Genomic DNA, 25,693 nt, shown 5'->3' on the forward strand with positions numbered 1-25,693 from the left:
ATGCTTCGCCGCCTTCACCCCGACCAGCCCGAAAGCTTTGCCTTCACGCCCGCCAACCAGGAATGGGCCGAGGCGCAGATCACCAAGTATCCCGATGGCCGCCAGGCCAGCGCGGTGATCCCTCTGCTGTGGCGCGCGCAGGAGCAGGAGGGCTGGCTGACACGCCCGGCGATGGAAGAGATCGCCCGGATGCTCGACATGGCCTATATCCGCGTGCTCGAGGTGGCGACCTTCTACTTCATGTTCCAGCTGCAACCCGTTGGTTCCGTTGCGCATATCCAGGTCTGCGGCACGACCTCCTGCATGATCTGCGGGGCCGAGGACCTGATCGCGGTCTGCAAGGACAAGATCGCGAAGAAGCCCCATCAGCTGAGCGCGGACGGCAAGTTCTCGTGGGAAGAGGTCGAATGCCTCGGGGCCTGTTCGAACGCGCCCATGGCCCAGATCGGCAAGGACTACTACGAGGACCTGACGACCGAGAGCTTCGCGACGCTCATCGACCGGATGGCCGCGGGCGAGGTGCCGACCCCCGGGCCGCAATCCGGCCGCCGCGCGTCGGAACCCGCCTCGGGCCTGACCAGCCTGGGCGGTGAGCCCGACCACGACACCAATGCCAGCGTCGCGCTGGCGACCGAGATCGGCGACACGCTGAAACGGATCGACGGCACCGAGGTGCCGCTGCGCGCCCCGTGGCGCGACCTGAAACAGCCGGGCGCGGCGACCCCGCCGAAGGTGCGCGACGACATGCTGGGCCCCAAGGGCGGGATCGACGAACCCACGCCGGGCAAGCAGCCCGCCGCCGACACGCCGGTCAGCGACGAGGGCATGACCAAGCAGGAAACCGACGAAAAGAACCTCGGCCGCCCCGATGAGGGCAGCGTCGCCGACGCGCCCGAGCGGGCCGGGAAGGACGGCATGAAGCCCGCCGGATCGGCTGCGGGCGAGCCGGGCGAGGGGCGCGAGCGGATGGGCGAGGGCACGGGCCCCCTGTCGGCAGATAGTGGCGCCGACAACGCCGCTGCCGAGAACATCGCCGAGGGCGACGAGCAGCGTCCCGCCGGCATGGATGCCCCACGCGACGGTGGCGCGGATGACCTGAAGCGGATCAAGGGCGTCGGCCCCAAGCTGGAAGAGCTTCTGCACGAGATGGGATTCCACCATTTCGACCAGGTCGCGGCCTGGACGCCGGCCGAAATCGCCTGGGTCGATCGCAACCTCGACGGCTTCAAGGGGCGCGTGATCCGAGATGACTGGGTGGGCCAGGCACGCATTCTCGCGGCAGATGGGGCGACAGACGACTGATTTCGCGCTAGATACTGATCCCAGGGTCGAAAAGCGGCCATGCAAAGAGGGATGGAGTGAAGATGAGCAAGCAATCACAGGGATCCATGCTGCTGGTTGGGGCAATCTCCGGCGGTATCGGATTCGTCGCAGCCGTTGCACTTGTGGTGCTGGGGGGCTTCACGCTGTCCCCGGCGATTTTCATGGCGATCGTGATCGCGGGCGCAGCGGCGGTTTTCCTGTTCTCGGGCTTCCACGGCAAGGACGCTTCACCGGTTGAGGCCGCTCCGAAAGCTGCCGCGTTGACGCCGTCACCCGACGGCAAGCTGGGCGATGTGACCCGCCCGGCAGGAACCGCGGGGGTCGAGCCCGGCAGCGCCGGACACAAGGTCCGGACCGGCACGCTTCTGAAGGGGGAAGAGGAGCTGGCCGCGCGCAAGGGCGATTGGCGCTACGAAAAGGCCGGGGCGCCGGCGGGCGCGGCCGAGAACGTCTCGAATGCCCATGGCGTCGACCAGTCGGGCACGCCCTTCGACAACGGGGACACCAAGACCGATGTCGACAGCTCGCCCGGGACCGAGCCCACGCGCCTCGACGCGCCGCGCGGCGACGGCCCCGACGACCTGAAGAAGATCAAGGGTGTCGGCCCAAAGCTCGAGGCGATGCTGCACGACATGGGCATCTATCACTTCGACCAGATCGCGAACTGGTCGGACCCCGAGTTGACCTGGGTCGATGACAACCTCGAAGGCTTCAAGGGCCGCGCCAGCCGCGACGAATGGGTGAGTCAGGCCAAAATCCTTGCCGCGGGCGGCGAGACCGAGTTCTCGAAGAAATCCGAGAACGGATCGGCATGACGGGTCGGGCGGCAGATGGTCCCATCGCGGCCGCCCGGTATTCGTGCCATGTCTGAAGACAAGCGGCCGAAGGACCTGGCCCTGGGGCGCAGGGCGCGCAACGTGGGCATCGTCATGGCGGTGACCATGGTGCTGTGGATGGGCGCACAGTTCATCGGCGGCCAGCTGGGATTGCCCGCGCGCTTCGTCTTCCTGTTCGACCTGGCGGCGCTTGCGGCTTTCATCTGGGCGCTGGTGGTCACATACCAGATCTGGCGCCGCAGCCAGGAACACGACGGGTAGCCCCCAGCGCGCACCCGGCACCGAATTGCAACGACGGGTGGCCCGAACCGGGCCGCCGAGGATCGAGGATCGAGAGACCATGCTGGACGACAAGGACCGCATCTTCACCAATATCTACGGCCGCAAGGACCGTAGCCTGGCGGGCGCGAAGTCGCGCGGACACTGGGACGGCACGGCCGACCTGATCAAGAAGGGCCGCGACTGGATCGTGCAGGAGATGAAGGACAGCGGCCTGCGCGGTCGCGGCGGCGCGGGCTTCCCCACCGGGCTGAAGTGGTCGTTCATGCCCAAGGAGTCCGACGGGCGCCCGTCCTACCTCGTCGTCAACGCCGACGAATCCGAGCCGGGCACCTGCAAGGACCGCGAGATCATGCGCCACGATCCGCATACCCTGATCGAGGGGTGCCTGATCGCCAGTTTCGCGATGAACGCGCATGCCTGCTACATCTACATCCGGGGCGAATACATCCGCGAGAAAGAGGCGCTGCAAAACGCCATCGACGCGGCCTACGACGACGGGCTGCTGGGAAAGAACGCCGCCGGGTCAGGCTGGGATTTCGACCTGTATCTCGTCCACGGCGCGGGCGCCTATATCTGCGGCGAGGAGACGGCCCTTCTGGAAAGCCTCGAGGGCAAGAAGGGCATGCCCCGGATGAAGCCGCCGTTCCCGGCGGGGGCGGGCCTTTACGGCTGCCCGACCACGGTGAACAACGTGGAATCCATTGCCGTCGTGCCCACCATCCTGCGGCGCGGGGCGTCGTGGTTCAGCTCGTTCGGGCGGGAAAACAACAAGGGCACCAAGCTTTTCGCCATCTCGGGCCACGTGAACAATCCCTGCGTGGTCGAAGAGGCCATGTCGATCACCTTCGAAGAGCTGATCGAGAAGCATTGCGGCGGCATCCGCGGCGGCTGGGACAACCTCAAGGCGGTGGTGCCGGGTGGGTCCTCGGTGCCGTGCCTGCCCGCCAAGATCATGCGGGAAGAGGCGATCATGGATTTCGACTGGCTGCGCGAGCAGCGGTCGGGCCTCGGCACCGCGGCGGTCATCGTGATGGATCAGTCGGTGGACATGATCAAGGCGATCTGGCGCTTCTCGGCCTTCTACAAGCATGAGAGCTGCGGCCAGTGCACGCCCTGCCGCGAGGGCACGGGCTGGATGATGCGGGTCATGGACCGGCTGGTGAAGGGCGAGGCGGACCCCTCGGAGATCGACATGCTGCTGGACGTGACCAAGCAGGTCGAGGGCCACACCATCTGCGCCCTGGGCGACGCGGCCGCCTGGCCGATCCAGGGCCTGATCCGTCACTTCCGGCACGAGATCGAGGACCGCATCGCCCAAAAGCGCGGCGGGGCCCGTCCCGCCGTGGCGGCGGAATGATCCGCGGCAGCCTGGCCTTTGCCACCGCGATCCTGCTGGGCCTGCCCGCCGTGGCGCAGGCCCCGGCGGACGCGGCGCGGGCGCAGATCGAGCTCATCGGTTTCGCGATCGACACGAACCACGACCAGGTCATCAGCCCGGACGAACTGGCGACCTATGGCGACGTGGTGTTCGAGACGCTGGACCGGGACGGCGATGACCGGCTGGTGCTGGACGAGATCGCGTCGTTCCGGCTTGGCATGACCGAGATCGCCGAGTTTCGCGGCCGCCAGCAGGCCTACGACACCGCGCAGGCGATCATGTTCGACATTTTCGACCGCGACAGCGATGGCGGGATCGGGCCCGACGAACACAGGAGCGGCTTCGACCGGGCCTTCGACTTCGCCGACCTGGATGGCGACGGGACGCTGACCATGGACGAATACAGCCGCGGATTCATTTACAACATCGCGATGCGCGCGGCCCTGGCGGGCTAGTCCGCGCTGCGGAATTGCGCTTTTATCCAAGCCGCGCTAGTGCAGCGGAGTGCGGCGGGCGGCCGCGTAAGGGGAGTGATCTTGTGACGCCACGGCTGTCCATCATCTTGCTGCTATGCGCGGGCCTGGCCGGGTGCGGCACGGTGCAACGGCTCAACCCGTTCTCCACATGGCAGCCCGAGACGCCGCTTCCCTATGGCGCGAACCTCAACGGCGACAGGCGATCGCCCGATTTCACGGTTTCCGTCGCAACGCGCGGCGCGCCGATCGAGGCCTGGCGCGAGTCGGCGCGCTTTCCGGCCACGCGCCACTGCCTGCGCCGCTTCGGGTCTTCAGTGATCGACTGGCGCACCGATGGCGGGCCCGAGGACTGGGTCGTTCGCTACGATTCCGACGGCACGGCCGTCGTCTCGGGACGCTGCGCGGCGCGCTGATCCGCAAGGCATCGCACAGGTCACGAATGCGTCGTCTGTATTGCGGGCGCAGCATCCCCCCTTTATCTGATCGGGTGCTGATGTGTGCGGACCCTTGATTCTGTTGCCGCCGGAGACGACCATGAAAATTACGAAATCCCTTTTCCTTGCCGCTGCGCTTGCCCTGGGCGGGCAGGCCGCGACCGCCCAGCAGGTTCCGCTCGAGCAGAACCAGGTGGTGAGGGATGGCTTCTATGCCATCGGCCTCGCGGACGAGATCCGCAAGAACTGCCCGCAGATTTCCCCCCGGCTGATCCGGGCCTACTCGGCCCTGAAGGACCTCGAGCAATACGCCCGCGAACAGGGCTACACCGAGGCCGACGTGAAGGCGCTGGAAGACAACGACGCCGCCAAGGACGCCCTGCGCGCCGAGGTCAACGCCGAGCTGCAGGCCCGCGGCGCCGTTCCAGGCCAGACCTCGGGCTACTGCAAGATCGGGCGCGAGGAAATCGCGCGCGGCACCCCGGCGGGACGCCTGCTCAGGGATTGATCCCGGCCGCCGCGCCGCGGCCAATCGGCGGGCGCGGTGCGGAAAATGCGCGCGACAAATGGGATCATCGCGTGATTGCGCGGTTTTCCCTGCCGCCGATGTCCTCTACATTGCGCCCCGACGGGCGGCCGTGCATCCGGCGCGGCCCACGCCCCCTTGCGACCCTTTGGAGACGAGCGGCATGAGCGATCTTCGCAAAATCATCATCGACGGGCGAGAGATCGAGGTCGATCCGGCGATGACCCTGATCCAGGCCTGCGAACAGGCCGGGATCGAGATCCCGCGGTTCTGCTACCACGAACGCCTGTCCATCGCCGGCAACTGCCGCATGTGCCTGGTCGAGGTCGTGGGCGGCCCGCCCAAGCCCGCCGCCAGCTGCGCCATGCAGGTGCGAGACCTGCGCCCCGGCCCCGAAGGCGCGCCGCCGCAGGTCAAGACGAACAGCCCCATGGTCAAGAAGGCCCGCGAAGGGGTGATGGAGTTCCTGCTCATCAACCACCCGCTGGACTGCCCGATCTGCGACCAGGGCGGGGAATGCGACCTTCAGGACCAGGCCATGGCCTACGGCGTCGACTTCTCGCGCTTCCGCGAACCGAAGCGGTCGGTCACCAACATGGACCTGGGCCCGCTGGTCGGCACCCACATGACGCGCTGCATCTCGTGCACCCGCTGCGTGCGCTTCATCACCGAGGTCGCCGGCATGCCCGAGCTGGGCCAGACCGGCCGGGGCGAGGATGCCGAGATCACCAGCTACCTGGGCCAGACCCTCGACTCCGAGATGCAGGGCAACATCGTGGACTTGTGCCCGGTGGGCGCGCTGACCTCCAAGCCCTATGCCTTCACCGCCCGCCCGTGGGAGCTGCAGAAGACCGAGACCATCGACGTGATGGATGCGCTCGGCTCGAACATCCGCGTGGACACCAAGGGGCGCGAAGTCATGCGCATCCTGCCGCGCAACAATGACGGCATCAACGAGGAGTGGCTCGCCGACCGGTCGCGCTATGTGTGGGACGGCCTGCGCCGCCAACGGCTCGACAAGCCCTATATCCGCGAGAACGGCAAGCTGCGCCCGGCCACCTGGCCCGAGGCCCTGTCGGCCGCGGCCGAGGCCATGAAGGGCAAGAAGATCGCCGGGCTCGTCGGGGACCTTGCGCCGACCGAGGTGATCCACGCGCTGAAGCAACTGGTCGAAGGGCAGGGCGGCAAGGTCGAGTGTCGTCTCGACGGCGCCAAGCTGCCCGAGGGCAACCGCGCCGCCTATGCCGGCACCGCCGCGATCGAGGATATCGACCACGCGAAGGCCGTCATGCTGATCGGCACCAACCCCCGGCTCGAAGCGCCGGTGCTGAACAGCCGGATCCGCAAGGCCTGGCTGCGCGGCGCCGATGTGGGCCTGGTGGGCGAGGCCGTGGACCTGACCTATTCCTACGACCACCTGGGCGACGGTCCGGGCACGCTGGACGACCTGCTGTCGCGCGACCATTCCGACGTGCGCGAGAAGCCGTCGGTCATCATCGTGGGCCAGGCCGCCCTGCGCCGCGACGACGGTGCGGCCATCCTGGCCGCCGCGCAGGCGCTGGCCGAGGCGACGGGCTCGGGCCTGCTGATCCTGCACACCGCCGCGTCGCGCGTCGGGGCGATGGACGTGGGTGCGGTCACCGAGGGCGGCCTGGACGCCGCCATGGACGGGGCCGAGGTGATTTTCTCGCTGGGCGCCGACGAGGTCGAGATCGCCCAGGGGCCCACCGTGATCTACCAGGGCAGTCATGGCGACCGGGGCGCGCACCGGGCGGACATCATCCTGCCCGCCGCCGCCTGGACCGAGGAGCAGGGCCTGTTCGTCAACACCGAGGGCCGCCCGCAGCTGGCGCTGCGCGCCAACTTCGCCCCCGGTGAAGCCAAGGAAAACTGGGCCATCCTGCGCGCCCTGTCGGCCGAGATGGGCGCGACGCTGCCCTTCGATTCCATCGCCGAGCTGCGGCGCGGCATGGTCGACGCGGTGCCGCATCTGGGCCTGCTGGACGAGCTGGCCGAGAACGAGGGGGAATCCCTTGCCCGCGGCGACGTGGCCAAGACGCCCTTCGGGCAGGCGCTTCAGGACCACTACCTGGTGAACCCGATCGCCCGGGCGAGCCAGCTCATGGCCGAGCTCAGCGCGGGCGCCAAGGCGCGCGCGGGTGCCGCGCTTGCGGCCGAGTGACCGGAATGCGCCCGGCCTCCATCGCGGTGGTGGCCCTTGCGCTCGGGGGCTGCTCGGGGGCCGTCGATGACGGCCCCGACCTGCCGGTGACCCGGGTGATCCCGCCCGAGAACGCCAGCTATGCTGGTGTGCAGACGCGCCTGCTGGAGCCTGACCTGGTGAATTTCCTGGTCGAGATGCGCGGCGCGCGTGCCCCGGCGGACGTGGATGCCTATGCCCGCTGCGCCGCCGCGCAATACGCCCTGATCCGCGGCTTCGGTTTCGCGCGGCACATCCGCACGAATGTCGAGGAAGAGGGTGGCGTTTGGCGCGGAGATGCGGTTTACACGGTGTCGCCCGCGCTGCCACCGGGGGCCCGAAATATTGACGCCGAAGTCGTCGTGGCGACCTGCCAGCAGGACGGCATTCCAACGGTCTGACAGTGACGGAGCCAAGCCATCATGTCTGAATTCCTGACCACCCCAGCGGGCATCATCCTGATCGTCGCGGCGCAGGCCGGTCTGATCGTGACCTTCGTCATGGTGAGCCTGCTGTTCATGGTCTACGGCGACCGCAAGATCTGGGCCGCCGTGCAGATGCGGCGCGGCCCGAATGTGGTCGGCATCTTCGGCCTGCTGCAAACGGTGGCCGACGCGCTGAAATACGTTCTGAAGGAAATCGTGGTGCCCGCCGGCGCGGACCGCACGGTTTTCCTGATGGCGCCGCTCATGTCCTTCGTGCTGGCGATGCTGGCCTGGGCCGTGATCCCGTTCAACGACACATGGGTGCTGGCCGACATCAACGTGGCCGTGCTGTTCATCTTCGCGATCTCGTCGCTGGAAGTGTACGGCGTCATCATGGGCGGCTGGGCGTCGAACTCGAAATATCCGTTCCTCGGGTCGCTGCGCTCGGCGGCGCAGATGATCTCGTACGAGGTGTCGCTGGGCCTGATCATCATCGGCGTCATCATCACCACCGGCAGCCTGAACTTCGGCGACATCGTCCGCGCGCAGGACGGCAACCTGGGCCTGTTCAACTGGTACTGGCTGCCGCACTTCCCGATGGTGTTCCTGTTCTTCATCTCGTGCCTGGCCGAGACCAACCGCCCGCCCTTCGACCTGCCCGAGGCCGAGTCCGAGCTCGTCGCCGGCTACCAGGTGGAATACAGTTCGACCCCGTTCCTGCTGTTCATGGCCGGCGAATACATCGCGATCTTCCTGCTCTGCGCCGTGACCACGCTGCTGTTCTTCGGCGGCTGGCTGTCGCCCATCCCGTTCCTGCCCGACGGTGCGTTCTGGATGGTTCTGAAGATGGCGTTCTTCTTCTTCCTCTTCGCGATGGTGAAGGCCGTCGTGCCCCGCTATCGCTACGACCAGCTGATGCGACTGGGCTGGAAGGTGTTCCTGCCGTTCAGCCTGTTCTGGGTCGTGCTGGTGTCGTTCTTCGCCCATTTCGAACTGTTCGGCGGCGCCTACGCCCGCTGGACGGTCGGGGGCTGATCGATGAACGCCGGGGCGATCACGCGTCTGTACGGGGCTGGAACGCCGAATGCGCTCACGCGTCGGACGCGGCGCAGCGGCAAAGTTCCATACCAAGGCGGCGCCCGTTGCGCCGCACCTGTCCGGGGTGGCCGTTGCGACGCCCGGACGCCCGAAATTGCTACCGCCACCAAGGAGGCGACCCATGGCTGACACCGGTTTCGACTATGCCCGCGCGGGCCGTTACTGGCTGCTGTTCGACATGTTCAAGGGCCTGAAGCTGGGGCTGAAGTACTTCTTCGCCCCTAAGGCCACCCTGAACTATCCGCACGAGAAGGGCCCGATCAGCCCACGGTTCCGTGGTGAACATGCGCTGCGCCGCTATCCCAACGGGGAAGAGCGCTGCATCGCCTGCAAGCTGTGCGAGGCGATCTGCCCCGCGCAGGCCATCACCATCGATGCCGAACCGCGCGAGGACGGCAGCCGCCGTACCACGCGCTATGACATCGACATGACCAAGTGCATCTATTGCGGTTTCTGCCAGGAAGCCTGCCCGGTCGATGCCATCGTCGAGGGGCCGAATTTCGAGTTTTCGACTGAAACCCGGGAAGAGCTGTACTACGACAAGCAGAAGCTTCTGGAAAACGGCGAGCGCTGGGAAGCCGAGATCGCCCGCAACCTGGAAATCGACGCGCCCTACCGCTGAGCCGCGTCCCGCCGGACCCGAGGATTCATCCATGACCCCAGCCGATTTCGCCTTCTACCTGTTCGCGACCGCCGTGGTCGCGGCGGGGCTGTTCACCGTCATCGCCCGCAACCCGGTGCACTCGGTCCTGTGGCTGATCCTGGCCTTCCTGTCTTCCGCGGGCCTGTTCGTCCTGTTGGGCGCCGAGTTCGTGGCCATGCTGCTGATCATCGTCTACGTGGGCGCGGTCGCGGTGCTGTTCCTGTTCGTGGTGATGATGCTGGACGTGGATTTCGCCGAGCTGAAGGCCGAGATGGCCAAGTACATGCCATTGGCGTTGCTGATCGGGGTCGTGATCCTCATGCAGCTGGGCATCGCCTTCGGCGTCTGGCAATCCAGCCCCATCGCCGAGCAGAACCTGGCCGCGCGGCCCGAGGATTTCACAAACGCCGCCAACACCAACCTTCTGGGTCAGCTGATCTACGACGACTATCTGCTGCTGTTCCAGCTGGCGGGGCTGATCCTGCTGGTGGCGATGATCGGGGCCATCGTGCTGACGCTGCGCCACCGGGCCGACGTGAAACGGCAGAACATCGTCGCCCAGATCATGCGTGATCCGTCCAAGGCGATGGAATTGAAGGACGTGAAGCCGGGGCAGGGGCTTTAACCTCGGGGGCCGATGGCCTATCCGGCAATCGGGCGCGGGGCCGGTCCCCGGTGCCCCCAGAAGACCAAGAAGGACGAGGGACATGATCGGAATTGAGCATTACCTGACCGTCGCGGCCGCGCTGTTCGTGATCGGGATTTTCGGCCTGTTCCTGAACCGCAAGAACGTCATCATCATCCTGATGAGCGTCGAGCTGATGCTGCTGGCCGTGAACATCAACCTGGTCGCCTTCTCGGCCTACCTGGGCGACCTGGTCGGTCAGGTCTTCACCCTGTTCGTGCTGACCGTCGCCGCGGCCGAGGCGGCCATCGGCCTCGCGATCCTCGTCTGTTTCTTCCGCAACCGCGGCACCATCGACGTCGAAGACGTCAACGTGATGAAGGGCTGAGCGCATGACGACGATCATCCTGTTCGCGCCGCTGGTCGGCGCGCTGATCTGCGGCTTCGGCTGGCGCTTCATCGGCGAAAAGCCGGCGCAGTGGACCGCCACGGGCCTGCTGTTCCTCGCGGCCCTTCTGTCGTGGATCGTGTTCCTGGGCTTCGACGGCGAGATGCGCCAGGTCCAGATCCTGCGCTGGATCGAATCCGGCTCGCTCGCCACCGATTGGGCGATCCGGCTGGACCGGCTGACCGCGATCATGCTGGTGGTGGTGACGACGGTCTCGGCGCTCGTCCACCTCTACAGCTTCGGCTACATGGCCCATGACGAGAACTTCAAGGAAGGCGAAAGCTATCGCCCCCGGTTCTTCGCCTACCTGTCCTTCTTCACCTTCGCGATGCTGACGCTGGTGACGGCCGACAACCTCGTCCAGATGTTCTTCGGCTGGGAAGGCGTGGGCGTCGCGTCCTACCTGCTGATCGGCTTCTACTACCGCAAACCCAGCGCCAACGCCGCCGCGATCAAGGCTTTCGTGGTGAACCGCGTGGGCGATTTCGGATATGCCCTTGGGATCTTCGCGCTGTTCTTCCTGGTCGACAGCGTGCAATTCAACGACATCTTCGCCGCCGGGCCCGAGCTTGCGCAGACCGAGCTCAGCTTCCTCTGGACCACCTGGAACGCGGCCGAGCTGGTGGCCTTCCTGCTGTTCGTGGGCGCCATGGGCAAATCGGCACAGCTGATCCTGCATACCTGGCTGCCCGACGCCATGGAAGGCCCGACGCCGGTGTCGGCCCTGATCCACGCGGCGACGATGGTGACCGCGGGCGTCTTCCTGGTCTGCCGCATGTCGCCGATCATGGAATACGCGCCCAACGCCACGGCCTTCATCACCTTCCTTGGCGCCTCGACGGCGTTCTTCGCGGCCACCGTGGGCCTGGTGCAGAACGACATCAAGCGCGTGATCGCCTATTCGACCTGTTCGCAGCTGGGCTACATGTTCGTGGCCGCGGGCGTGGGCGTCTATTCGGTCGCCATGTTCCACCTGTTCACGCACGCCTTCTTCAAGGCGATGCTGTTCCTCGGTGCCGGCTCGGTCATCCACGGGATGCACCACGAGCAGGACATGCGGAACTACGGCGGGCTGAAGGACAAGCTGCCCTACACCTTCTACGCCATGCTGATCGGAACGCTGGCCATCACCGGCGTCGGCATCCCGCTGACCCATATCGGCTTCGCCGGGTTCCTGTCGAAGGACGCGGTGATCGAGTCGGCCTGGGGCGCCCATTCCGGCGTCGGCACCTATGCCTTCTGGATGCTGGTGATCGCGGCGGCCATGACCAGCTTCTACAGCTGGCGGCTCATGTTCCTGACCTTCTGGGGCAAGGCGCGCGGCGACAAGCACACGCACGAACATGCGCACGAGTCGCCCAACATCATGCTGATCCCGCTGGGCGTGCTGGCGGTCGGGTCGGTCCTGGCGGGCATGATCTGGTACGGGTCCTTCTTCGGCGACCACGCGCAGGTGAACCGCTATTTCGGCATCCCGGCCCATGCCGAGGCCGAGGCCGCCGATGATCACGGCGCCGAAACCGCCCCCGGCGACGACACCGGCGAGGGCGTGGGCGAAGCCGCGCAGGAACTGGCGCAGGGCGACGTTGCCGAAGCCGTGGACGACGCGACCGAGCCGACCGAGGACAGCCACGGCGGCGAGGGCACCCATGGCGAGGTGATGGCAGGCGGCTGGGAGGCCGGCGCCATCTACATGGCGCCCGACAACCATGTCATGGACGATGCGCACCATGCGCCGACGCTGGTGAAGATCAGCCCGTTCATCGCGATGATCCTCGGGCTGTCCCTGGCCTGGCTCATGTATATCCGCCGGCCCGAGCTGCCTGGCCGCCTGGCCGGCGCCAACCCGGTGCTCTACCGCTTCCTGCTGAACAAGTGGTACGTGGACGAGATTTACGACGCGGTCTTCGTGCGCCCGGCCAAATCGCTTGGCAGCTTCCTGTGGCGGCGCGGCGACGGCAACGTCATCGACGGCGGCATCAACGGCCTGGCCATGGGGATCATCCCGATGCTCACCAGGCTCGCCGGCCGCGCGCAGAGCGGATACCTGTTTCACTATGCCTTCGCGATGGTTCTGGGCATCGCGCTCCTCATCACCCTGATGACGCTCGGCGGAGGGGCGGACTGATGGACAATCTGCTTTCGATCATCTGCTTCGTGCCGCTTCTGGCCGCGGCCATTCTGGCGCTGTTCCTGCGGGGCGACGACGCGGCCTCGCAGAAGAACGCCAAGTGGCTGGCGCTGATCGCCACCGTGGTCAGCTTCCTTCTGTCGCTGTTCGTGCTGGCCGGGTTCGATCCCGGTGCGGGCTTCCAGTTCGTGGAAGAGGGCGAGTGGATCCTGGGCCTGAACTACAAGATGGGCGTCGACGGGATCAGCGTGCTGTTCGTCATGCTGACCACCTTCCTCATGCCGCTGGTCATCATCAGCTGCTGGCAGGTCGAGACGCGCGTGAAGGAATACATGATCGCCTTCCTCGTGCTCGAGACGCTCATGCTGGGCGTGTTCATGGCGCTGGACATGGTACTGTTCTACCTGTTCTTCGAGGCCGGCCTGATCCCGATGTTCCTGATCATCGGCATCTGGGGCGGGGCGAACCGGATCTATGCCGCGTTCAAGTTCTTCCTCTACACCTTCCTCGGCTCGGTACTGATGCTGGTGGCGATGATCGCGATGTTCAACGACGCGGGAACGACCGACATCCCCGCGCTGCTCGAGCACGAGTTCAGCTTCGGTACCTTCAGCGTCCTCGGCATCCAGGTCGTGGGCGGGCTGCAGACCATGCTGTGGCTGGCCTTCTTCGCCAGCTTCGCGGTCAAGATGCCCATGTGGCCGGTGCATACCTGGCTGCCTGATGCCCACGTGCAGGCGCCCACGGCCGGGTCGGTCGTGCTGGCCGCGATCCTGCTGAAGCTGGGCGGCTACGGCTTCCTGCGCTTCTCGCTGCCCATGTTCCCGGTCGCGTCCGAGATCCTGGCGCCGCTGGTCCTGTGGCTGAGCGCCATCGCCATCGTCTACACCTCGCTGGTCGCGCTGGCGCAGACCGACATGAAGAAGCTCATCGCCTATTCGTCGGTCGCCCACATGGGCTATGTCACCGCCGGTATCTTCAGCGCGAACCAGCAGGGGCTCGATGGCGCGATCTTCCAGATGATCAGCCACGGCTTCATTTCGGGCGCGCTGTTCCTGTGCGTCGGCGTCATCTACGACCGGATGCACACGCGCGAGATCGACGCCTATGGCGGGCTGGTGAACCGGATGCCGGCCTATGCGCTGATCTTCATGCTGTTCACCATGGCCAATGTGGGCCTTCCGGGCACCAGCGGCTTCGTCGGTGAATTCCTGACGCTCATGGGCATGTTCCAGGCCAATACCTGGGTGGCGGCGGTTGCGACCACGGGTGTGATCCTGTCGGCGGCCTATGCATTGTGGCTCTATCGCCGGGTGGTGATGGGCGCGCTGATCAAGGAAAGCCTGAAGACCATCCAGGACCTGACCCCGCGCGAGAAATGGACCTTCGCCCCGCTGGCGGCGATGACCATCCTGCTGGGCGTCTATCCCGCGCTGGTGACCGACCGGATCGGGCCCGCGGTGGCGGATCTTCTGACGAATTACGACGACGCGGTCGCCGCGGCCGATCTCGGCCACGCGGACGGCACCGCCGTCGCCGAAGCACATTAAGGGAGCGGCGCCATGAGCTCTGCCGATTTTGCCATCCTCGCGCCCGAGATCCTGCTGGCCGTCTACGCCATGCTGGCGCTGCTGGGCGCGGTCTACACCCGCAAGGACGGGCTGGCGCCCGCGCTGGTGTGGATCACCGCCATCCTGTTCGTGCTGGTGGCGGCCTGGATCGGTCTGGGCGGCGGCGGCACCGATGTCGCCTTCAACGGGCTGTTCATCGACGATGCGTTCTCGCGCTTCGGCAAGGTCGTGGTGCTGCTGTCGGCCGCGTCGATCCTGGTGATGAGCCAGGAATACATGGCCCGCCGCGGGCTGCTGCGGTTCGAATACCCCGTCCTCGTCACCCTGGCGGCCATCGGCATGATGGTCATGGTCAGCGCGGGCGACCTGATCGCGCTCTACATGGGGCTCGAGCTTCAGTCGCTGGCGCTCTACGTGGTCGCCGCCCTGCGCCGCGACAGCGTGAAGTCGACCGAGGCCGGTCTGAAATACTTCGTCCTGGGCGCGCTCAGCTCGGGCCTGCTGCTCTATGGCGCGTCGCTGACCTATGGCTTCGCGGGCACCACGCTGTTCTCGGGCATCATCGAGGCGGCGGGCGAGGGCACGGCGTCGCTGGGCCTGCTGTTCGGCCTGGTGTTCATCGCGGCCGGCCTGGCCTTCAAGGTCAGCGCGGCGCCCTTCCACATGTGGACACCCGACGTCTACGAGGGCTCGCCCACGCCGATCACCGCCTTCTTCGCCACGGCCCCCAAGGTCGCGGCCATGGGGCTGTTCGCCCGCGTGGTGCACGATGCGTTCGGTGGCGTGGTGTCGGATTGGACCCAGATCGTTGCGCTGCTGTCGGTCGCGTCCATGTTCCTGGGCGCCGTTGCCGCCATCGGGCAGACCGACATCAAGCGGCTGATGGCCTATTCCTCGATCAACCACATGGGCTTCGCGCTGATGGGCCTGGCCAGCGGGACGGCCTTTGGCGTACAGGCCATGCTGGTCTACATGGCCATCTACGTCACCATGAACGTGGGCACCTTCGCCTTCATCCTGACCATGGAAAAGGACGGCGTGCCGGTGGTGCGGATCGACGCGCTGAACTCCTATGCCTCGCGCGAGCCGACCAAGGCGCTGGCGGTGCTGGTGCTCATGTTCTCGATGGCGGGCGTGCCGCCGCTGGTGGGCTTCTTCGGCAAGTTCTACGTGCTCAGCGCGGCGGTGCAGGCCGACATGGCGTGGCTGGCGGTGCTGGGCGTGATCGCCTCGGCCATCGCGGCGTATTACTACCTGCGGATCGTCTACTACATGTATTTCGGCGAGCCGTCGGATGCGCTGAACGGCGGACGGTCGCCGGTGCTCTGGGGGTTCCTCATGGCGTCGGCCGCCGCGATGGTGCTGGGCGTCGTGAACCTCTTCGGTGTCGAGGGCGCGGCGGCCCTGGCGGCGCAAACCCTTGTCAACTGAGCCGTCCTGGCCCGAGGGCTACGCACGGCTGGTTCGGGACAGCATCGACAGCACCAATGCCGAGGGTCTTCGCCTGGCACCCACGCTGGAGCGCCCCACCTGGATCCTCGGGCATGAACAGACCGGCGGTCGCGGACGGCGCGGCCGGGGCTGGGCCACGCCGCGGGGCAATTTCTCGGCCACGCTGATGATGCGGCCCACGGGCACTGCCGGATGGGCCGCGCTGCGCAGCTTTCTTGCCGCCAATGCCCTGTTCGAGACGCTTGCCCTGCACGTGGACCGCACGCGGCTGTCGCTGAAATGGCCCAACGACGTGCTGCTGGACGGCGGCAAGGTGGCGGGCATCCTTCTGGAAACGACGACGCGGGACGGCGCGGTGGACTGGCTGGCCATCGGGATCGGCGTGAACGTCGCGCATGTGCCCGAAGGGATCCGCGACGCGGTCTTTCCGCCGGTTAAGCTGGATCTCGACATCGCGGCCGGGGATCTGCTCACGTCGCTCGCAGGGTTCTACGCCACCGAGGAAGGCATCATCGAGCGGCTGGGCTTCGCCCCGATCCGCGAGAAATGGCTGCGCCACGCCGCGCGCCTGGGCGAAGTCATCACCGCGCGCACCGGCACCGAGGAATTGACCGGCGTGTTTCGCGACGTGGATGAGGGCGGTCACCTTGTGCTGGACACGCCCGAGGGCGACCGGCGGATCGCGGCTGCCGATATCTACTTCTAGGGGACCTCGCGCATGCTTCTGGCCATCGATTGCGGCAACACGAACACCGTTTTCTCGATCTTCGACGGCGAGAACTTCATCGCGACCTGGCGCACCTCGACCGAATGGCAGCGCACGGCGGACCAGTATTACGTCTGGCTGCGCACGCTGATGAGCCTGAACAAGATCGACGTCGCGATTGACGAGGTGATCGTCAGTTCGACCGTGCCGCGCGTGGTGTTCAACTTGCGGGTCCTGTGCAACCGCTATTTCGACTGCCGGCCTTACGTGGTGGGCAAGCCCGACTGCCTGCTGCCGGTGGACGTGCGGGTGGACAGCGGCACGCAGGTGGGGCCGGACCGGCTGGTCAACACGGTGGGCGGCTTCGATCTGCACGGACCGGACCTGATCGTGGTGGATTTCGGCACCGCCACCACCTTCGACGTGGTGGGTCGCGACGGCGCCTATGTGGGCGGTGTCATTTCGCCGGGTGTTAATCTGTCGCTGCAGGCCCTACATGACGCTGCAGCTGCATTGCCTCTGGTCGACGTGACCAAGCCCGCGCAGGTCGTGGGCAAGAACACCGTCGACTGCATGCAGTCCGGAATTTTCTGGGGCTATGTGGGCCTCATCAACGGGGTGGTCGAGCGCATCAAGGACGAGCGCGCCCGCCCCATGAAGGTCATCGGAACGGGTGGGCTGGCACCGTTATTCCAGCAAGGCGACGCGTTGTTCGACGTGTTCGAAGACAATCTGACGATGCACGGATTGGTCGTGATCCATCGTCACAACAAGGAAATGGGTAACTAACCATGAGCGAAAACCGACTGATTTACCTGCCCCTCGGAGGGGCGGGCGAGATCGGCATGAACTGTTACGTCTACGGCTACGGCACGCCCGGCAAGGAGCGGCTGATCGTGGTCGACCTGGGCGTGACCTTCCCCGACATGGACACCACCCCGGGGGTCGACCTGATCTTTCCGGACGTGAGCTGGCTGGAAGAGCGCAAGGACCGCATCGACGGCATCTTTATCACCCACGCCCACGAGGACCACGTGGGCGCCGTCGGGCACCTGTGGGGCAAGCTGGACGCACCGGTTTATGCCCGGGCCTTCACCGCGCATCACGCGCGCCGCAAGATGGAAGAGCAGGGCCACAACCCCGACAAGGTGCAGGTGATGGGCCCTTGGCCCGAGATGCGCCAGATCGGCGATTTCAACATCGGCTTCCTGCCGGTCAGCCACTCGATCCCCGAAAGCTCGGCCATGGTGATCGAGACGCCGGACGGGCGGGTCATCCATACCGGCGACTTCAAGATCGACTACGACCCCGGCGTGGGCGAGGCGTTCGACCGCGACCTGTGGGCCGAGGCGTCGAAGCCCGGCGTGAAGGCGCTGGTCTGCGATTCGACCAATGTCTTTTCGGGCCACGAGGGGCGGAGCGAATCCTCGCTGGCGCCCGAGATCACGCGCCTGGTGGCCGAACAGCCCGGCATGGTGGTGGCCACGACGTTCGCGTCGAACGTGGCGCGGGTGAAGACGCTGGCCGAGGCCGGCATTGCCGCAGGACGCTCGGTCTGCCTGCTGGGCCGGGCCATGCGCCGCATGATCGAGGCCTCGGTCGAGACCGGCGTACTGTCCGATTTCCCGTCGACCATCCCACCCGAGGACGCGCGCGAGGTGCCGCGCGGCAACCTCATGCTGATCGTCACCGGCAGCCAGGGCGAACGCCGCGCGGCCTCGGCCCAGCTGGCGCGCGGGAAGTACATGGGGCTGACCATGGCCGAGGGCGACACGTTCCTCTTCAGCTCCAAGACCATCCCCGGCAACGAGCGGGGCGTGATCTCGATCATGAACCAGTTTTCCGAGCAGGGCGTCGACGTGGTCGACGACGATGGCGGCCGCTACCACGTGTCGGGCCACGCCAACAGGCCCGACATCCTGGCCATGCACGAGCTTGTGCGCCCGCAGATGGTGGTGCCCATGCACGGTGAACACCGTCACCTGCGCGAGCACGTGAAGCTGGCCAAGGACAACGGCCGTGCCGGCGTGCTGGCGCCCAACGGCACCTGCGTGTCGCTGTCGGGCAACAAGCCCGAGGTGGTCGAGTACGTGGAAACCGGCCGCGTCTACCTGGACGGCGCGGTTCAGGTCGGCGCGCTGGACGGCATCGTGCGGGACCGGATCCGCATGGCGCTGAACGGCCACGTGGTGGTGACCCTGATCATCGACGAGGACGACACGCCACTGGGCGATCCCTGGGTCGAGCTGGTGGGGCTGCCCGAGACGGGCCGCTCGGGGAGTTCCGTGGCCGAGATCATGGAGCAGGACCTGGGCCAGTTCATGCAACGCGCCGACGACCGCACGCTGATGGATGACGACAAGCTGGATGAACAGCTGCGCCGCGTTGCCCGAAATACCGCCAATGACGAGCTGGGGCGCAAGCCCGAGGTCACCGTGGTGATCTCTCGCCTGAGCTGAGGCCGGGCAGGGGGCGCCGCCCCCGTCCGCTTCGCGGACTCCCCCGGAGGTATTTGTCGAAAGATGAAGCCAGGGCGGGCCGCGCCCACCTGGCTCTTCAGTCGACCGGTTGCCGGGCCGCGTCTGGCGTCGCCGTGCCCTCGGCCCCGGCCTCGGCGTCGTCAGCCGAGCAGAGATAGACGGCGCCCCCGACGGCGACCAGGCTGACGGCCGCGGCGCCGGCCAGCGCGGGGGCGGCCAGCGCGGCGGACACCGCGCCGCTGGCACCGGTGCCGACGCTGGAGGCGATCGACGCGGCGCTGCCCGACAGGATCGCCGCGCCCGAGGCGTGCAGGACGGCATTGGTGCGACTCTGCCCTTCGGCGCGGCCGGTGGCGATATCGGTGGCGGTTCCGGCGATGCCAACCGCCGTGTCGCGCGCGGTGTTGACCCGTTCGCAGGCGGTGCGGGCGCAGCGGCCACGGTACGTGCGTTCGCCCGGCACCAGCAGGAAGCCCAGCAGGTCATCGGGCAGCAGGCAATACCCGCTCAGATCATCTTCGGGAACCTCGCGAGCGAGGAACGCGATCAGCGTTTCGCTGTCGCAGGCGGGAGGACGGCCCCGCACCCGGTCGAGGCCCAGGGCGGCCCAGCCCGCCGCGCGTTCGCGCAGGCCTGGGCGCGGCGCGTCGAGCGCGTCACGGTCGATGGTGAGGGTCGTTGAGTTGACCTCGGCCCGGCAGAGATCCTCGGCCAGGGCAGGGGTGGCACAGACGACGGAGGCGAAGAGGAAGCAGGTAAAACGGCCCATGGGCCGTGAGCTAGCCCGCTAGACGCTCTTCGAAAGACTTCTCGATGAATGTCGGCAGATGATCGCCCATGCCCTTGACCGCATCGTCGCCCGACGCGCCCTTGCCGCGTCCCCGGCCGCGACCACCGCGGCGGGATCCGCTTTCGGCCTCGGTCTTGGGCGTCTCGTCCTTGGGCGCTTCGGCCTTGGGGGCGTCGTCCTTCGGCGTCTCGGCTTTCGAAGGAGTCTCGTCGGCGGGTGCCTCGGACGCGGTTTCTTTCGCCGGGGCGGTGTCCGCTTTCGCCGGCGCGGTGTCTGCGTCGGACTTGCGGCGGCGCGAGCGGCTGCGCTTGGGCTTCTCGTCGGTCGCGGCCTCGGCCGTCGCAGGCTCTTCCGGCGCGTCGTTGCCCAGCGGGCTGTCGAGGCGCGGGATCTGTTTCTCGATCAGCCGCTCGACATCGTCGAGGTTCTTTTCGTCCTGGGGCACGCAGATCATGATCGCCTTGCCCTCTCGCCCCGCGCGGCCGGTCCGGCCGATGCGGTGGACGTAATCCTCGGCGTGGCTGGGCACGTCGAAGTTGAACACGTGGCTCACGGCGGGCACGTCGAGGCCCCGGGCGGCCACGTCCGAGGCGACGAGGAAGCGCAGGTCGCCCGCGCGGAAGCCATCGAGCGTGCGGGTGCGCTGCGACTGGTCCAGGTCGCCATGGATGGGCGCCGCGTCATAGCCGTATTTCTTGAGGCTCTTGGCCACCACGTCCACGTCCATCTTGCGGTTGCAGAAGATGATCGCGTTCGAGCAGGCGTCGCCTTCCTTGTCGATCAGCGCGCGCAGCAGCTTGCGCTTCTCGCTGGGCTGGCGATCCTTGCGCGAGCCCTTGAACATCACCACGCCCTGTTCGATCGTCTCGGACGCGGTGGCCTGGCGGGCGACCTCGACGCGTTCGGGATTAGACAGGAAGGTGTTGGTGATCCGCTCGATCTCGGGCGCCATGGTGGCCGAGAAGAACAAGGTCTGCCGGGTGAAGGGGACCAGGCTGAAGATCCGCTCGATATCGGGGATGAACCCCATGTCGAGCATCCGGTCGGCCTCGTCCACCACCATGATCTTGACGTCGGTGAGCAGGAGCTTGCCCCGCTCGAAATGGTCGAGCAGGCGGCCCGGCGTCGCGATGAGCACATCGACGCCCTTGTCGATCAGCACGTCCTGTTCCTTGAACGAGACACCGCCGATCAGCAGCGCCTTGGTCAGGCGCACGTGCTTGGCGTAGGTGTCGAAGTTCTCGGCCACCTGGGCGGCCAGTTCGCGGGTCGGTGCCAGCACCAGGCTGCGCGGCATGCGCGCCTTGGCGCGGCCGCGGGCGAGCTGGGTGATCATCGGCAGGGTGAAGGACGCGGTCTTGCCGGTGCCGGTCTGGGCGATGCCCAGCACGTCGCGTCCCTCCAGCGCGGCGGGAATCGCCCCGGCCTGGATGGGGGTCGGCGTGGTGTAGCCGGCTTCTTCGATGGCTTTCTGGACCTTGGGGCCCAGCTTCAGGTCGCTGAATTTCGTCATGTGTGTCCGAACGTCGAGGCGGCCCGTGCCGCCTTTGCATGTTGGGACGATGAAAAACGGCCGTCCCGTCGAATAGGCGCACGCGCATCGCCGCCCGGCGCCTGACTACTGGCTTGACGGCCCGTCGTCAATCGGCGGGTGGTTTCCCGCGCCCGGCCGTCAGAGCGCCGCCACCATCGCCCAGCCCACCGGGGCGAGCGTCGCGAAGCCCAGAAGCAGGATCGCGCCGTTGCCCATGGTCAGGCCCAGCCCGAACAGGAAGCAGGGCACCGCCAGCATGGCGGGCAGCCCCGGCACGAAGCCCGCCAGCACCATGATCACGCCACCCAACGCCGTGGCCGTGCCGACGGCCGCCAGGACGACCCGTGCCCGGGCCAGCCCCCGCAGCCGGCCGGACAGGGTGTCGTCGATCCAGTTGGCCACGGGGGACGCCTTGTTCACCGCGCGCGACAGGGCGGATTTCGGGATCTCGCGCCGTCCCAGCAGATCCGGCACGCGCAAGCCACGCCGGCCGCGCAGAAGCTGCACGCCGAGGATCACCAGCGTCGCGCCCACCAGGGCCGGAACGCCCGGCACCATTCCCACCGGCAGAAGCAGGAATGCGCTGATCGTCAGGAGGAGCGGGCCGAATCCCCGCGCCTGCAGGGTTTCGAGAAGCACGTCGAACCGCACGCCGCCGTCGCCGTCCGACAACTCGCCCAGCCGGGCGAGCAGGGACTGCACGCGGTGGTTTTCGCCCGGCTCGGATTCGGTCATGTGGCAAAAACGCGCAGGCGCCCCGGCGCGTTCCGATTGCCTAGACCATCATCTCTTTTGTCGCGGTCAGGTTGATGTCGGGATAGTCCCGCGCCACGCGGTCGATGTCCCATTGCAGGCGCGTTAGGTAGACGAGGTCGCCGTCATTGTCGTGGGCGATGTGCTGCTTGTTGGCCTGCACGAACTTGTCCACCGCCGCGTCCGTGCCCGACACCCAGCGGGCCGAGGTGAACTGCGAGCCCTCGAAGCGGACGGGCAGGCCGTATTCCAGCTCGATCCGGCTGGCCAGGACCTCAAACTGCAGCGCGCCGACCACGCCCACGATGAACCCCGCGCCCATCATCGGCTTGAACACCTTGGCGGCGCCTTCCTCGGCGAACTGGCTCAGGGCCTTGTCCAGGTGCTTGGCCTTCATCGGGTCGCCCGCGCGGCAGTTTTGCAGAAGCTCGGGCGCGAACGAGGGGATGCCGCTGACGCGCAGCGCCTCGCCTTCGGTCAGCGTGTCGCCGATGCGCAGCTGCCCGTGGTTCGGGATGCCCATGATGTCGCCGGCCCAGGCCTCTTCGGCCAGCTCACGGTCGGAGGCCAGGAACAGCACGGGGTTCGAGATCGCCATGGGCTTCTTCGACCGCACATGGGTCAGCTTCATGCCGCGCTTGAAATGTCCCGACGCCATGCGGACGAAGGCCACGCGATCGCGGTGCTTGGGGTCCATGTTGGCCTGCACCTTGAAGACGAAGCCGGTGACCTTGTCCTCGTCGGGGCTGATCTGGCGCGGCTCGGCCTTCTGCGGCTGGGGCTGGGGGCCGAAATCGCCGATCCCGGTCATCAACTCCTTCACGCCGAAGCTGTTGATGGCGCTGCCGAACCAGATCGGCGTGAGCGTCCCGTCCAGAAGCGCCTGCTGGTCGAAGGCCGGAAGCAGCTCGCGCGCCATCTCGACCTCTTCGCGCAGCTGCTCCAGCAGGGCGGGGGGCACGTGATCGGCCATCTTCGGGTCGTCGAGGCCCTGGAGCCGGATGGTCTCGGCCACCTTGTTGCGGTCGGCCCGGTCCATGAGTTCCAGCCGGTCGTTCAGGATGTCGTAGCAGCCCAGGAAATCGCGGCCCTGGCCGATGGGCCAGCTGGCCGGCGTCACGTCGATGGCCAGGTTTTCCTGGATCTCGTCGATGATCTCGAACGTGTCGCGCGCCTCGCGGTCCATCTTGTTGCAGAAGGTCAGGATTGGCAGGTCGCGCAGGCGGCAGACCTCGAACAGCTTCTGGGTCTGGCTCTCCACGCCCTTGGCGCCGTCGATCACCATCACCGCCGCGTCCACCGCGGTGAGCGTGCGATAGGTGTCTTCCGAGAAGTCGCTGTGGCCGGGCGTGTCCACCAGGTTGAAGCGGTAGGTGCCGAAATCGAAGGACATGGCCGAGGCCGAGACCGAGATGCCCCGGTCCTTTTCCATCTGCATGAAGTCCGAGCGCGTGCGCCGCGCCTCGCCCTTGGCGCGGACCTGTCCGGCCATCTGGATGGCGCCGCCATACAGCAGGAACTTCTCGGTCAGCGTGGTCTTGCCCGCGTCCGGGTGGCTGATGATGGCAAAGGTCCTGCGCCGCGCGATCTCGGGCGGCAGGGGGGCGGCATTGTGCGAACGATCCAACATGGGCTGCGATATAGGCCGCGCGGGATTGGCACGCAATCGGGCGCGTTTCGTGGTATGCTGAACCCACCTGACGGGGAGGTGGACTCATGGAACTGATGGCAGTTGCGAAACAGCTGGTCGAGCGGGTGCGCGATGGCGACGGCACCCGGCTGCTGGACGAGATCTACGACGAGGATGCGCGCTCGATCGAGGCCTGGAGCCCGGAGGGGCAGGACCGGGAAACGCGCGGGCTGGACGCGCTGCGCGGCAAGCACGCCTGGTGGGACGAGCACATGGAGACCCACGCGATGGAGGTCGAGGGGCCGTTTCCCCACGGCCGCGACAAGTTCGCGTTGATCTACCAGGTGGACGCCACCGACCGGTCGAACGACCAGCGCTTCCAGATGCGCGAAGTCGCCGTCTACACGGTCGCGGACGGCAAGATCACGCGGGAAGAGTTCTTCTACGACAGGCCCGGCTGATCAGAAGCGCAGCGTCATCGTGCGACGCCCGGACGGGCAGCAGCGCGGGTCGCCGTCCTGCATTACGTACATTTCCAGCAACAGCCCCTCGGGCGAGGGGGTGACCGACGCGATGCCGCCGGTCAGGTCGAATTCGGCCGCGCGCACGAAGCCGTCGTCGCGGGCGACATAGGCGTAGTAGCTTAGGCTCACCGCGTTGCCGCCGGGAAAGGGATACGCCGCCTGCACCAGGTAATCGCTCGCCCCGTCCTGGTCGAAGTCCCACGCCCACGCCTTCACGGTGTCCAGGGTCCTGCCCTCTGCCAGGTCGGCGCGGATCGCGGGCGGCGCCTCCAAGCTCGGCAGGGATTGCGCGGCAACCGGTCCGGCGGCCACGAGCGCCAGTGCAAGGGCGCGGATCAGCACGCCGAGGCGCGCCGCAGGGTATCGACGGAAATCGGGGTGCGGGTGCCGTGCTCGTCCAGTTCGGCCGCGGGGGGCAGACCTTCGCCGGCGTGGGAGGCCACCGCCTCGGGCAGGGCGTTGCGGGTGCGGGTGTCGACCAGCAGCGTCTCGGCGGCGATGCCCTCGGCATAGATGATCTCGTGCCGGTCGAAGAGCAGCTGGTAATACTCGACGAACCCGCCATCGGTGCGGGTCACCGTATCGCCATTGACCAGGTATTTCGCCTTCACCAGCACCTCGGCCCGGCCGACGCCCGCGCGGTCCTGGCGCTGGTAGACGAATAGGCGGTGGTTGGGGCTGACGATCAGGTCGTTCTCGTTGTGCAGAACGCCCTTGGCGATGCGGATCGGGGCGAAGGCGCCGATCGCCCGCACGGTGCGTGTGCCGACCCAGCGCACCTGCTGCACGCCGTGGTCGCGGGTCAGGACCGGGTCGCCCACGCGCAGCTCCTCAATGGGAACCTGGCGTCCGTTGGCCATGGTGATGTGGGTGCCGCGGGTGAAGGACACGCACGCGGCCTCGGCAAAGCGGGCGGCGGCCGCGTCGCGGTCGACGGTGACCAGCGTGTAGTCGCGGCGCGACGCCAGTGGGGCCAGCGGGAACAGGTAGACCTGCGCGATGGTGCAGCGGTCGCGGTTCAGCTCGACGATGACCAGCGTTTCGACCGCGGTGCCGTCGGTGGACATGAACGTGGCCAGGCAGTCCAGGTGCAGGTCCGCCCCGACCAGCCCCGCCTCGGTGCCCGGTGCCACGACCATCTGGCCCGGACGGTGCGAGACCGACAGGCGCACCGGCTCGGCCCCGCGCATCAGGGCATAGGTGTCGCCCAGGATCAGGTCGTCGGCCACCGAAAGCGGGTCGCCCAGGTTGGCGCCGTCCACCGCGATGAACGACTGGGCGGGATAGATGACTAGGCTTTGCGCCGGATCCTGTTCGATCGCGGAAAGAAGGGTCATGTGGAAACTCGTACTCTCAAGGCCCCGTGGCCCGCCGCGCAGCCCTGCGGCGACGGGAGTTCGGAACCTGCTAAGACTACCCGATTTCGGC

The 25,693-nt window shown here is 67.1% G+C and carries 26 protein-coding genes; 20 read left to right on the top strand and 6 right to left on the bottom strand.

Features of this window, described 5'->3' with window-relative positions; all coding sequences use genetic code 11:
- From BUB76_RS11105 to BUB76_RS11195, 19 genes are all read left to right on the top strand, one after another.
- A complete protein-coding gene (locus BUB76_RS11105; RefSeq protein ID WP_073128859.1) occupies nucleotides 1-1,302 on the top strand; it encodes an NADH-quinone oxidoreductase subunit E in 1,302 nt (433 codons plus the stop codon).
- A gap of 62 nt (nucleotides 1,303-1,364) precedes the next feature.
- Nucleotides 1,365-2,138: a helix-hairpin-helix domain-containing protein gene (locus tag BUB76_RS18150; protein WP_236737904.1), complete on the top strand. Its 774-nt coding sequence runs from the start codon at nucleotides 1,365-1,367 to the stop codon at nucleotides 2,136-2,138.
- A gap of 48 nt (nucleotides 2,139-2,186) precedes the next feature.
- Nucleotides 2,187-2,420 (top strand): DUF5337 domain-containing protein, encoded by a 234-nt coding sequence (locus BUB76_RS11115; RefSeq protein ID WP_084140632.1) that lies wholly within the window; start codon nucleotides 2,187-2,189, stop codon nucleotides 2,418-2,420.
- A gap of 79 nt (nucleotides 2,421-2,499) precedes the next feature.
- The gene (nuoF, locus tag BUB76_RS11120) at nucleotides 2,500-3,798 is read left to right on the top strand and encodes an NADH-quinone oxidoreductase subunit NuoF (protein WP_073128862.1); all 1,299 of its coding nucleotides are present in this window, start codon (nucleotides 2,500-2,502) and stop codon (nucleotides 3,796-3,798) included.
- Nucleotides 3,795-4,274 (top strand): EF-hand domain-containing protein, encoded by a 480-nt coding sequence (locus BUB76_RS11125; RefSeq protein WP_073128863.1) that lies wholly within the window; start codon nucleotides 3,795-3,797, stop codon nucleotides 4,272-4,274. The genes nuoF and BUB76_RS11125 overlap by 4 nt, the downstream gene beginning before the upstream one ends.
- A gap of 83 nt (nucleotides 4,275-4,357) precedes the next feature.
- Nucleotides 4,358-4,708, top strand: a complete 351-nt coding sequence (locus BUB76_RS11130; RefSeq protein WP_073128864.1) for a hypothetical protein — start codon at nucleotides 4,358-4,360, stop codon at nucleotides 4,706-4,708.
- A gap of 121 nt (nucleotides 4,709-4,829) precedes the next feature.
- Complete coding sequence (locus BUB76_RS11135; protein ID WP_073128865.1) at nucleotides 4,830-5,237, top strand: DUF5333 domain-containing protein; 408 nt, start codon at nucleotides 4,830-4,832, stop codon at nucleotides 5,235-5,237.
- Between the two features lie 181 nt (nucleotides 5,238-5,418).
- A complete protein-coding gene (gene nuoG, locus BUB76_RS11140; protein ID WP_073128866.1) occupies nucleotides 5,419-7,437 on the top strand; it encodes an NADH-quinone oxidoreductase subunit NuoG in 2,019 nt (672 codons plus the stop codon).
- Between the two features lie 5 nt (nucleotides 7,438-7,442).
- Nucleotides 7,443-7,856, top strand: coding sequence for a YNQ4 family lipoprotein (locus tag BUB76_RS11145; RefSeq protein WP_073128867.1), 414 nt, complete (start codon nucleotides 7,443-7,445; stop codon nucleotides 7,854-7,856).
- Between the two features lie 21 nt (nucleotides 7,857-7,877).
- Nucleotides 7,878-8,915, top strand: a complete 1,038-nt coding sequence (gene nuoH, locus BUB76_RS11150; protein ID WP_073128868.1) for an NADH-quinone oxidoreductase subunit NuoH — start codon at nucleotides 7,878-7,880, stop codon at nucleotides 8,913-8,915.
- A 184-nt stretch (nucleotides 8,916-9,099) separates the two neighbouring features.
- Entirely contained in the window at nucleotides 9,100-9,600 is a 501-nt protein-coding gene (gene nuoI / locus BUB76_RS11155) for an NADH-quinone oxidoreductase subunit NuoI (RefSeq protein ID WP_073128869.1), read from the top strand.
- Nucleotides 9,601-9,631: 31 nt separating this feature from the next.
- Nucleotides 9,632-10,246 (top strand): NADH-quinone oxidoreductase subunit J, encoded by a 615-nt coding sequence (locus tag BUB76_RS11160; protein ID WP_073128870.1) that lies wholly within the window; start codon nucleotides 9,632-9,634, stop codon nucleotides 10,244-10,246.
- 82 nt (nucleotides 10,247-10,328) lie between these two features.
- Complete coding sequence (gene nuoK, locus BUB76_RS11165; RefSeq protein ID WP_073128871.1) at nucleotides 10,329-10,634, top strand: NADH-quinone oxidoreductase subunit NuoK; 306 nt, start codon at nucleotides 10,329-10,331, stop codon at nucleotides 10,632-10,634.
- A gap of 4 nt (nucleotides 10,635-10,638) precedes the next feature.
- Nucleotides 10,639-12,822: an NADH-quinone oxidoreductase subunit L gene (nuoL, locus tag BUB76_RS11170; protein WP_073128872.1), complete on the top strand. Its 2,184-nt coding sequence runs from the start codon at nucleotides 10,639-10,641 to the stop codon at nucleotides 12,820-12,822.
- Nucleotides 12,822-14,375, top strand: coding sequence for an NADH-quinone oxidoreductase subunit M (locus tag BUB76_RS11175; RefSeq protein WP_073128873.1), 1,554 nt, complete (start codon nucleotides 12,822-12,824; stop codon nucleotides 14,373-14,375). Before nuoL ends, BUB76_RS11175 begins: the two co-directional genes overlap by 1 nt.
- A 12-nt stretch (nucleotides 14,376-14,387) precedes the next feature.
- On the top strand, nucleotides 14,388-15,827 hold the full coding sequence (gene nuoN / locus BUB76_RS11180; RefSeq protein WP_073128874.1) for an NADH-quinone oxidoreductase subunit NuoN: 1,440 nt from the start codon (nucleotides 14,388-14,390) through the stop codon (nucleotides 15,825-15,827).
- A complete protein-coding gene (locus BUB76_RS11185) occupies nucleotides 15,817-16,554 on the top strand; it encodes a biotin--[acetyl-CoA-carboxylase] ligase (RefSeq protein ID WP_073128875.1) in 738 nt (245 codons plus the stop codon). The genes nuoN and BUB76_RS11185 overlap by 11 nt, the downstream gene beginning before the upstream one ends.
- A 12-nt stretch (nucleotides 16,555-16,566) precedes the next feature.
- On the top strand, nucleotides 16,567-17,343 hold the full coding sequence (locus BUB76_RS11190) for a type III pantothenate kinase (RefSeq protein WP_073128876.1): 777 nt from the start codon (nucleotides 16,567-16,569) through the stop codon (nucleotides 17,341-17,343).
- A 2-nt stretch (nucleotides 17,344-17,345) separates the two neighbouring features.
- The gene (locus BUB76_RS11195; protein ID WP_073128877.1) at nucleotides 17,346-19,013 is read left to right on the top strand and encodes a ribonuclease J; all 1,668 of its coding nucleotides are present in this window, start codon (nucleotides 17,346-17,348) and stop codon (nucleotides 19,011-19,013) included.
- A gap of 97 nt (nucleotides 19,014-19,110) precedes the next feature.
- Here BUB76_RS11195 and BUB76_RS11200 read toward each other — a convergent pair whose 3' ends face one another.
- The 4 genes from BUB76_RS11200 to BUB76_RS11215 all read right to left on the bottom strand — a co-directional run bounded on the left by BUB76_RS11200 (nucleotide 19,111) and on the right by BUB76_RS11215 (nucleotide 23,741).
- Nucleotides 19,111-19,803 (bottom strand): hypothetical protein, encoded by a 693-nt coding sequence (locus tag BUB76_RS11200; protein WP_073128878.1) that lies wholly within the window; start codon nucleotides 19,801-19,803, stop codon nucleotides 19,111-19,113.
- 10 nt (nucleotides 19,804-19,813) lie between these two features.
- Nucleotides 19,814-21,337, bottom strand: a complete 1,524-nt coding sequence (locus BUB76_RS11205; protein ID WP_073128879.1) for a DEAD/DEAH box helicase — start codon at nucleotides 21,335-21,337, stop codon at nucleotides 19,814-19,816.
- 159 nt (nucleotides 21,338-21,496) lie between these two features.
- Nucleotides 21,497-22,093: an exopolysaccharide biosynthesis protein gene (locus BUB76_RS11210; RefSeq protein ID WP_073128880.1), complete on the bottom strand. Its 597-nt coding sequence runs from the start codon at nucleotides 22,091-22,093 to the stop codon at nucleotides 21,497-21,499.
- 40 nt (nucleotides 22,094-22,133) lie between these two features.
- Nucleotides 22,134-23,741, bottom strand: coding sequence for a peptide chain release factor 3 (locus tag BUB76_RS11215; RefSeq protein WP_073128881.1), 1,608 nt, complete (start codon nucleotides 23,739-23,741; stop codon nucleotides 22,134-22,136).
- A gap of 86 nt (nucleotides 23,742-23,827) precedes the next feature.
- Here BUB76_RS11215 and BUB76_RS11220 point away from each other — a divergent pair, with 86 nt between their 5' ends.
- Nucleotides 23,828-24,202, top strand: coding sequence for a nuclear transport factor 2 family protein (locus tag BUB76_RS11220; protein ID WP_073128882.1), 375 nt, complete (start codon nucleotides 23,828-23,830; stop codon nucleotides 24,200-24,202).
- Here BUB76_RS11220 and BUB76_RS11225 read toward each other — a convergent pair whose 3' ends face one another.
- Together BUB76_RS11225 and BUB76_RS11230 are read right to left on the bottom strand one after the other, a co-directional pair.
- Nucleotides 24,203-24,607: a hypothetical protein gene (locus tag BUB76_RS11225; RefSeq protein ID WP_073128883.1), complete on the bottom strand. Its 405-nt coding sequence runs from the start codon at nucleotides 24,605-24,607 to the stop codon at nucleotides 24,203-24,205.
- Nucleotides 24,601-25,602 (bottom strand): Hint domain-containing protein, encoded by a 1,002-nt coding sequence (locus BUB76_RS11230; protein WP_073128884.1) that lies wholly within the window; start codon nucleotides 25,600-25,602, stop codon nucleotides 24,601-24,603. The genes BUB76_RS11225 and BUB76_RS11230 overlap by 7 nt, the downstream gene beginning before the upstream one ends.
- Nucleotides 25,603-25,693: the final 91 nt, after the last annotated feature.

It is taken from the genome of Palleronia salina (assembly GCF_900141995.1).
In the GTDB taxonomy this organism is placed as follows: Bacteria; Pseudomonadota; Alphaproteobacteria; order Rhodobacterales; family Rhodobacteraceae; genus Palleronia; species Palleronia salina.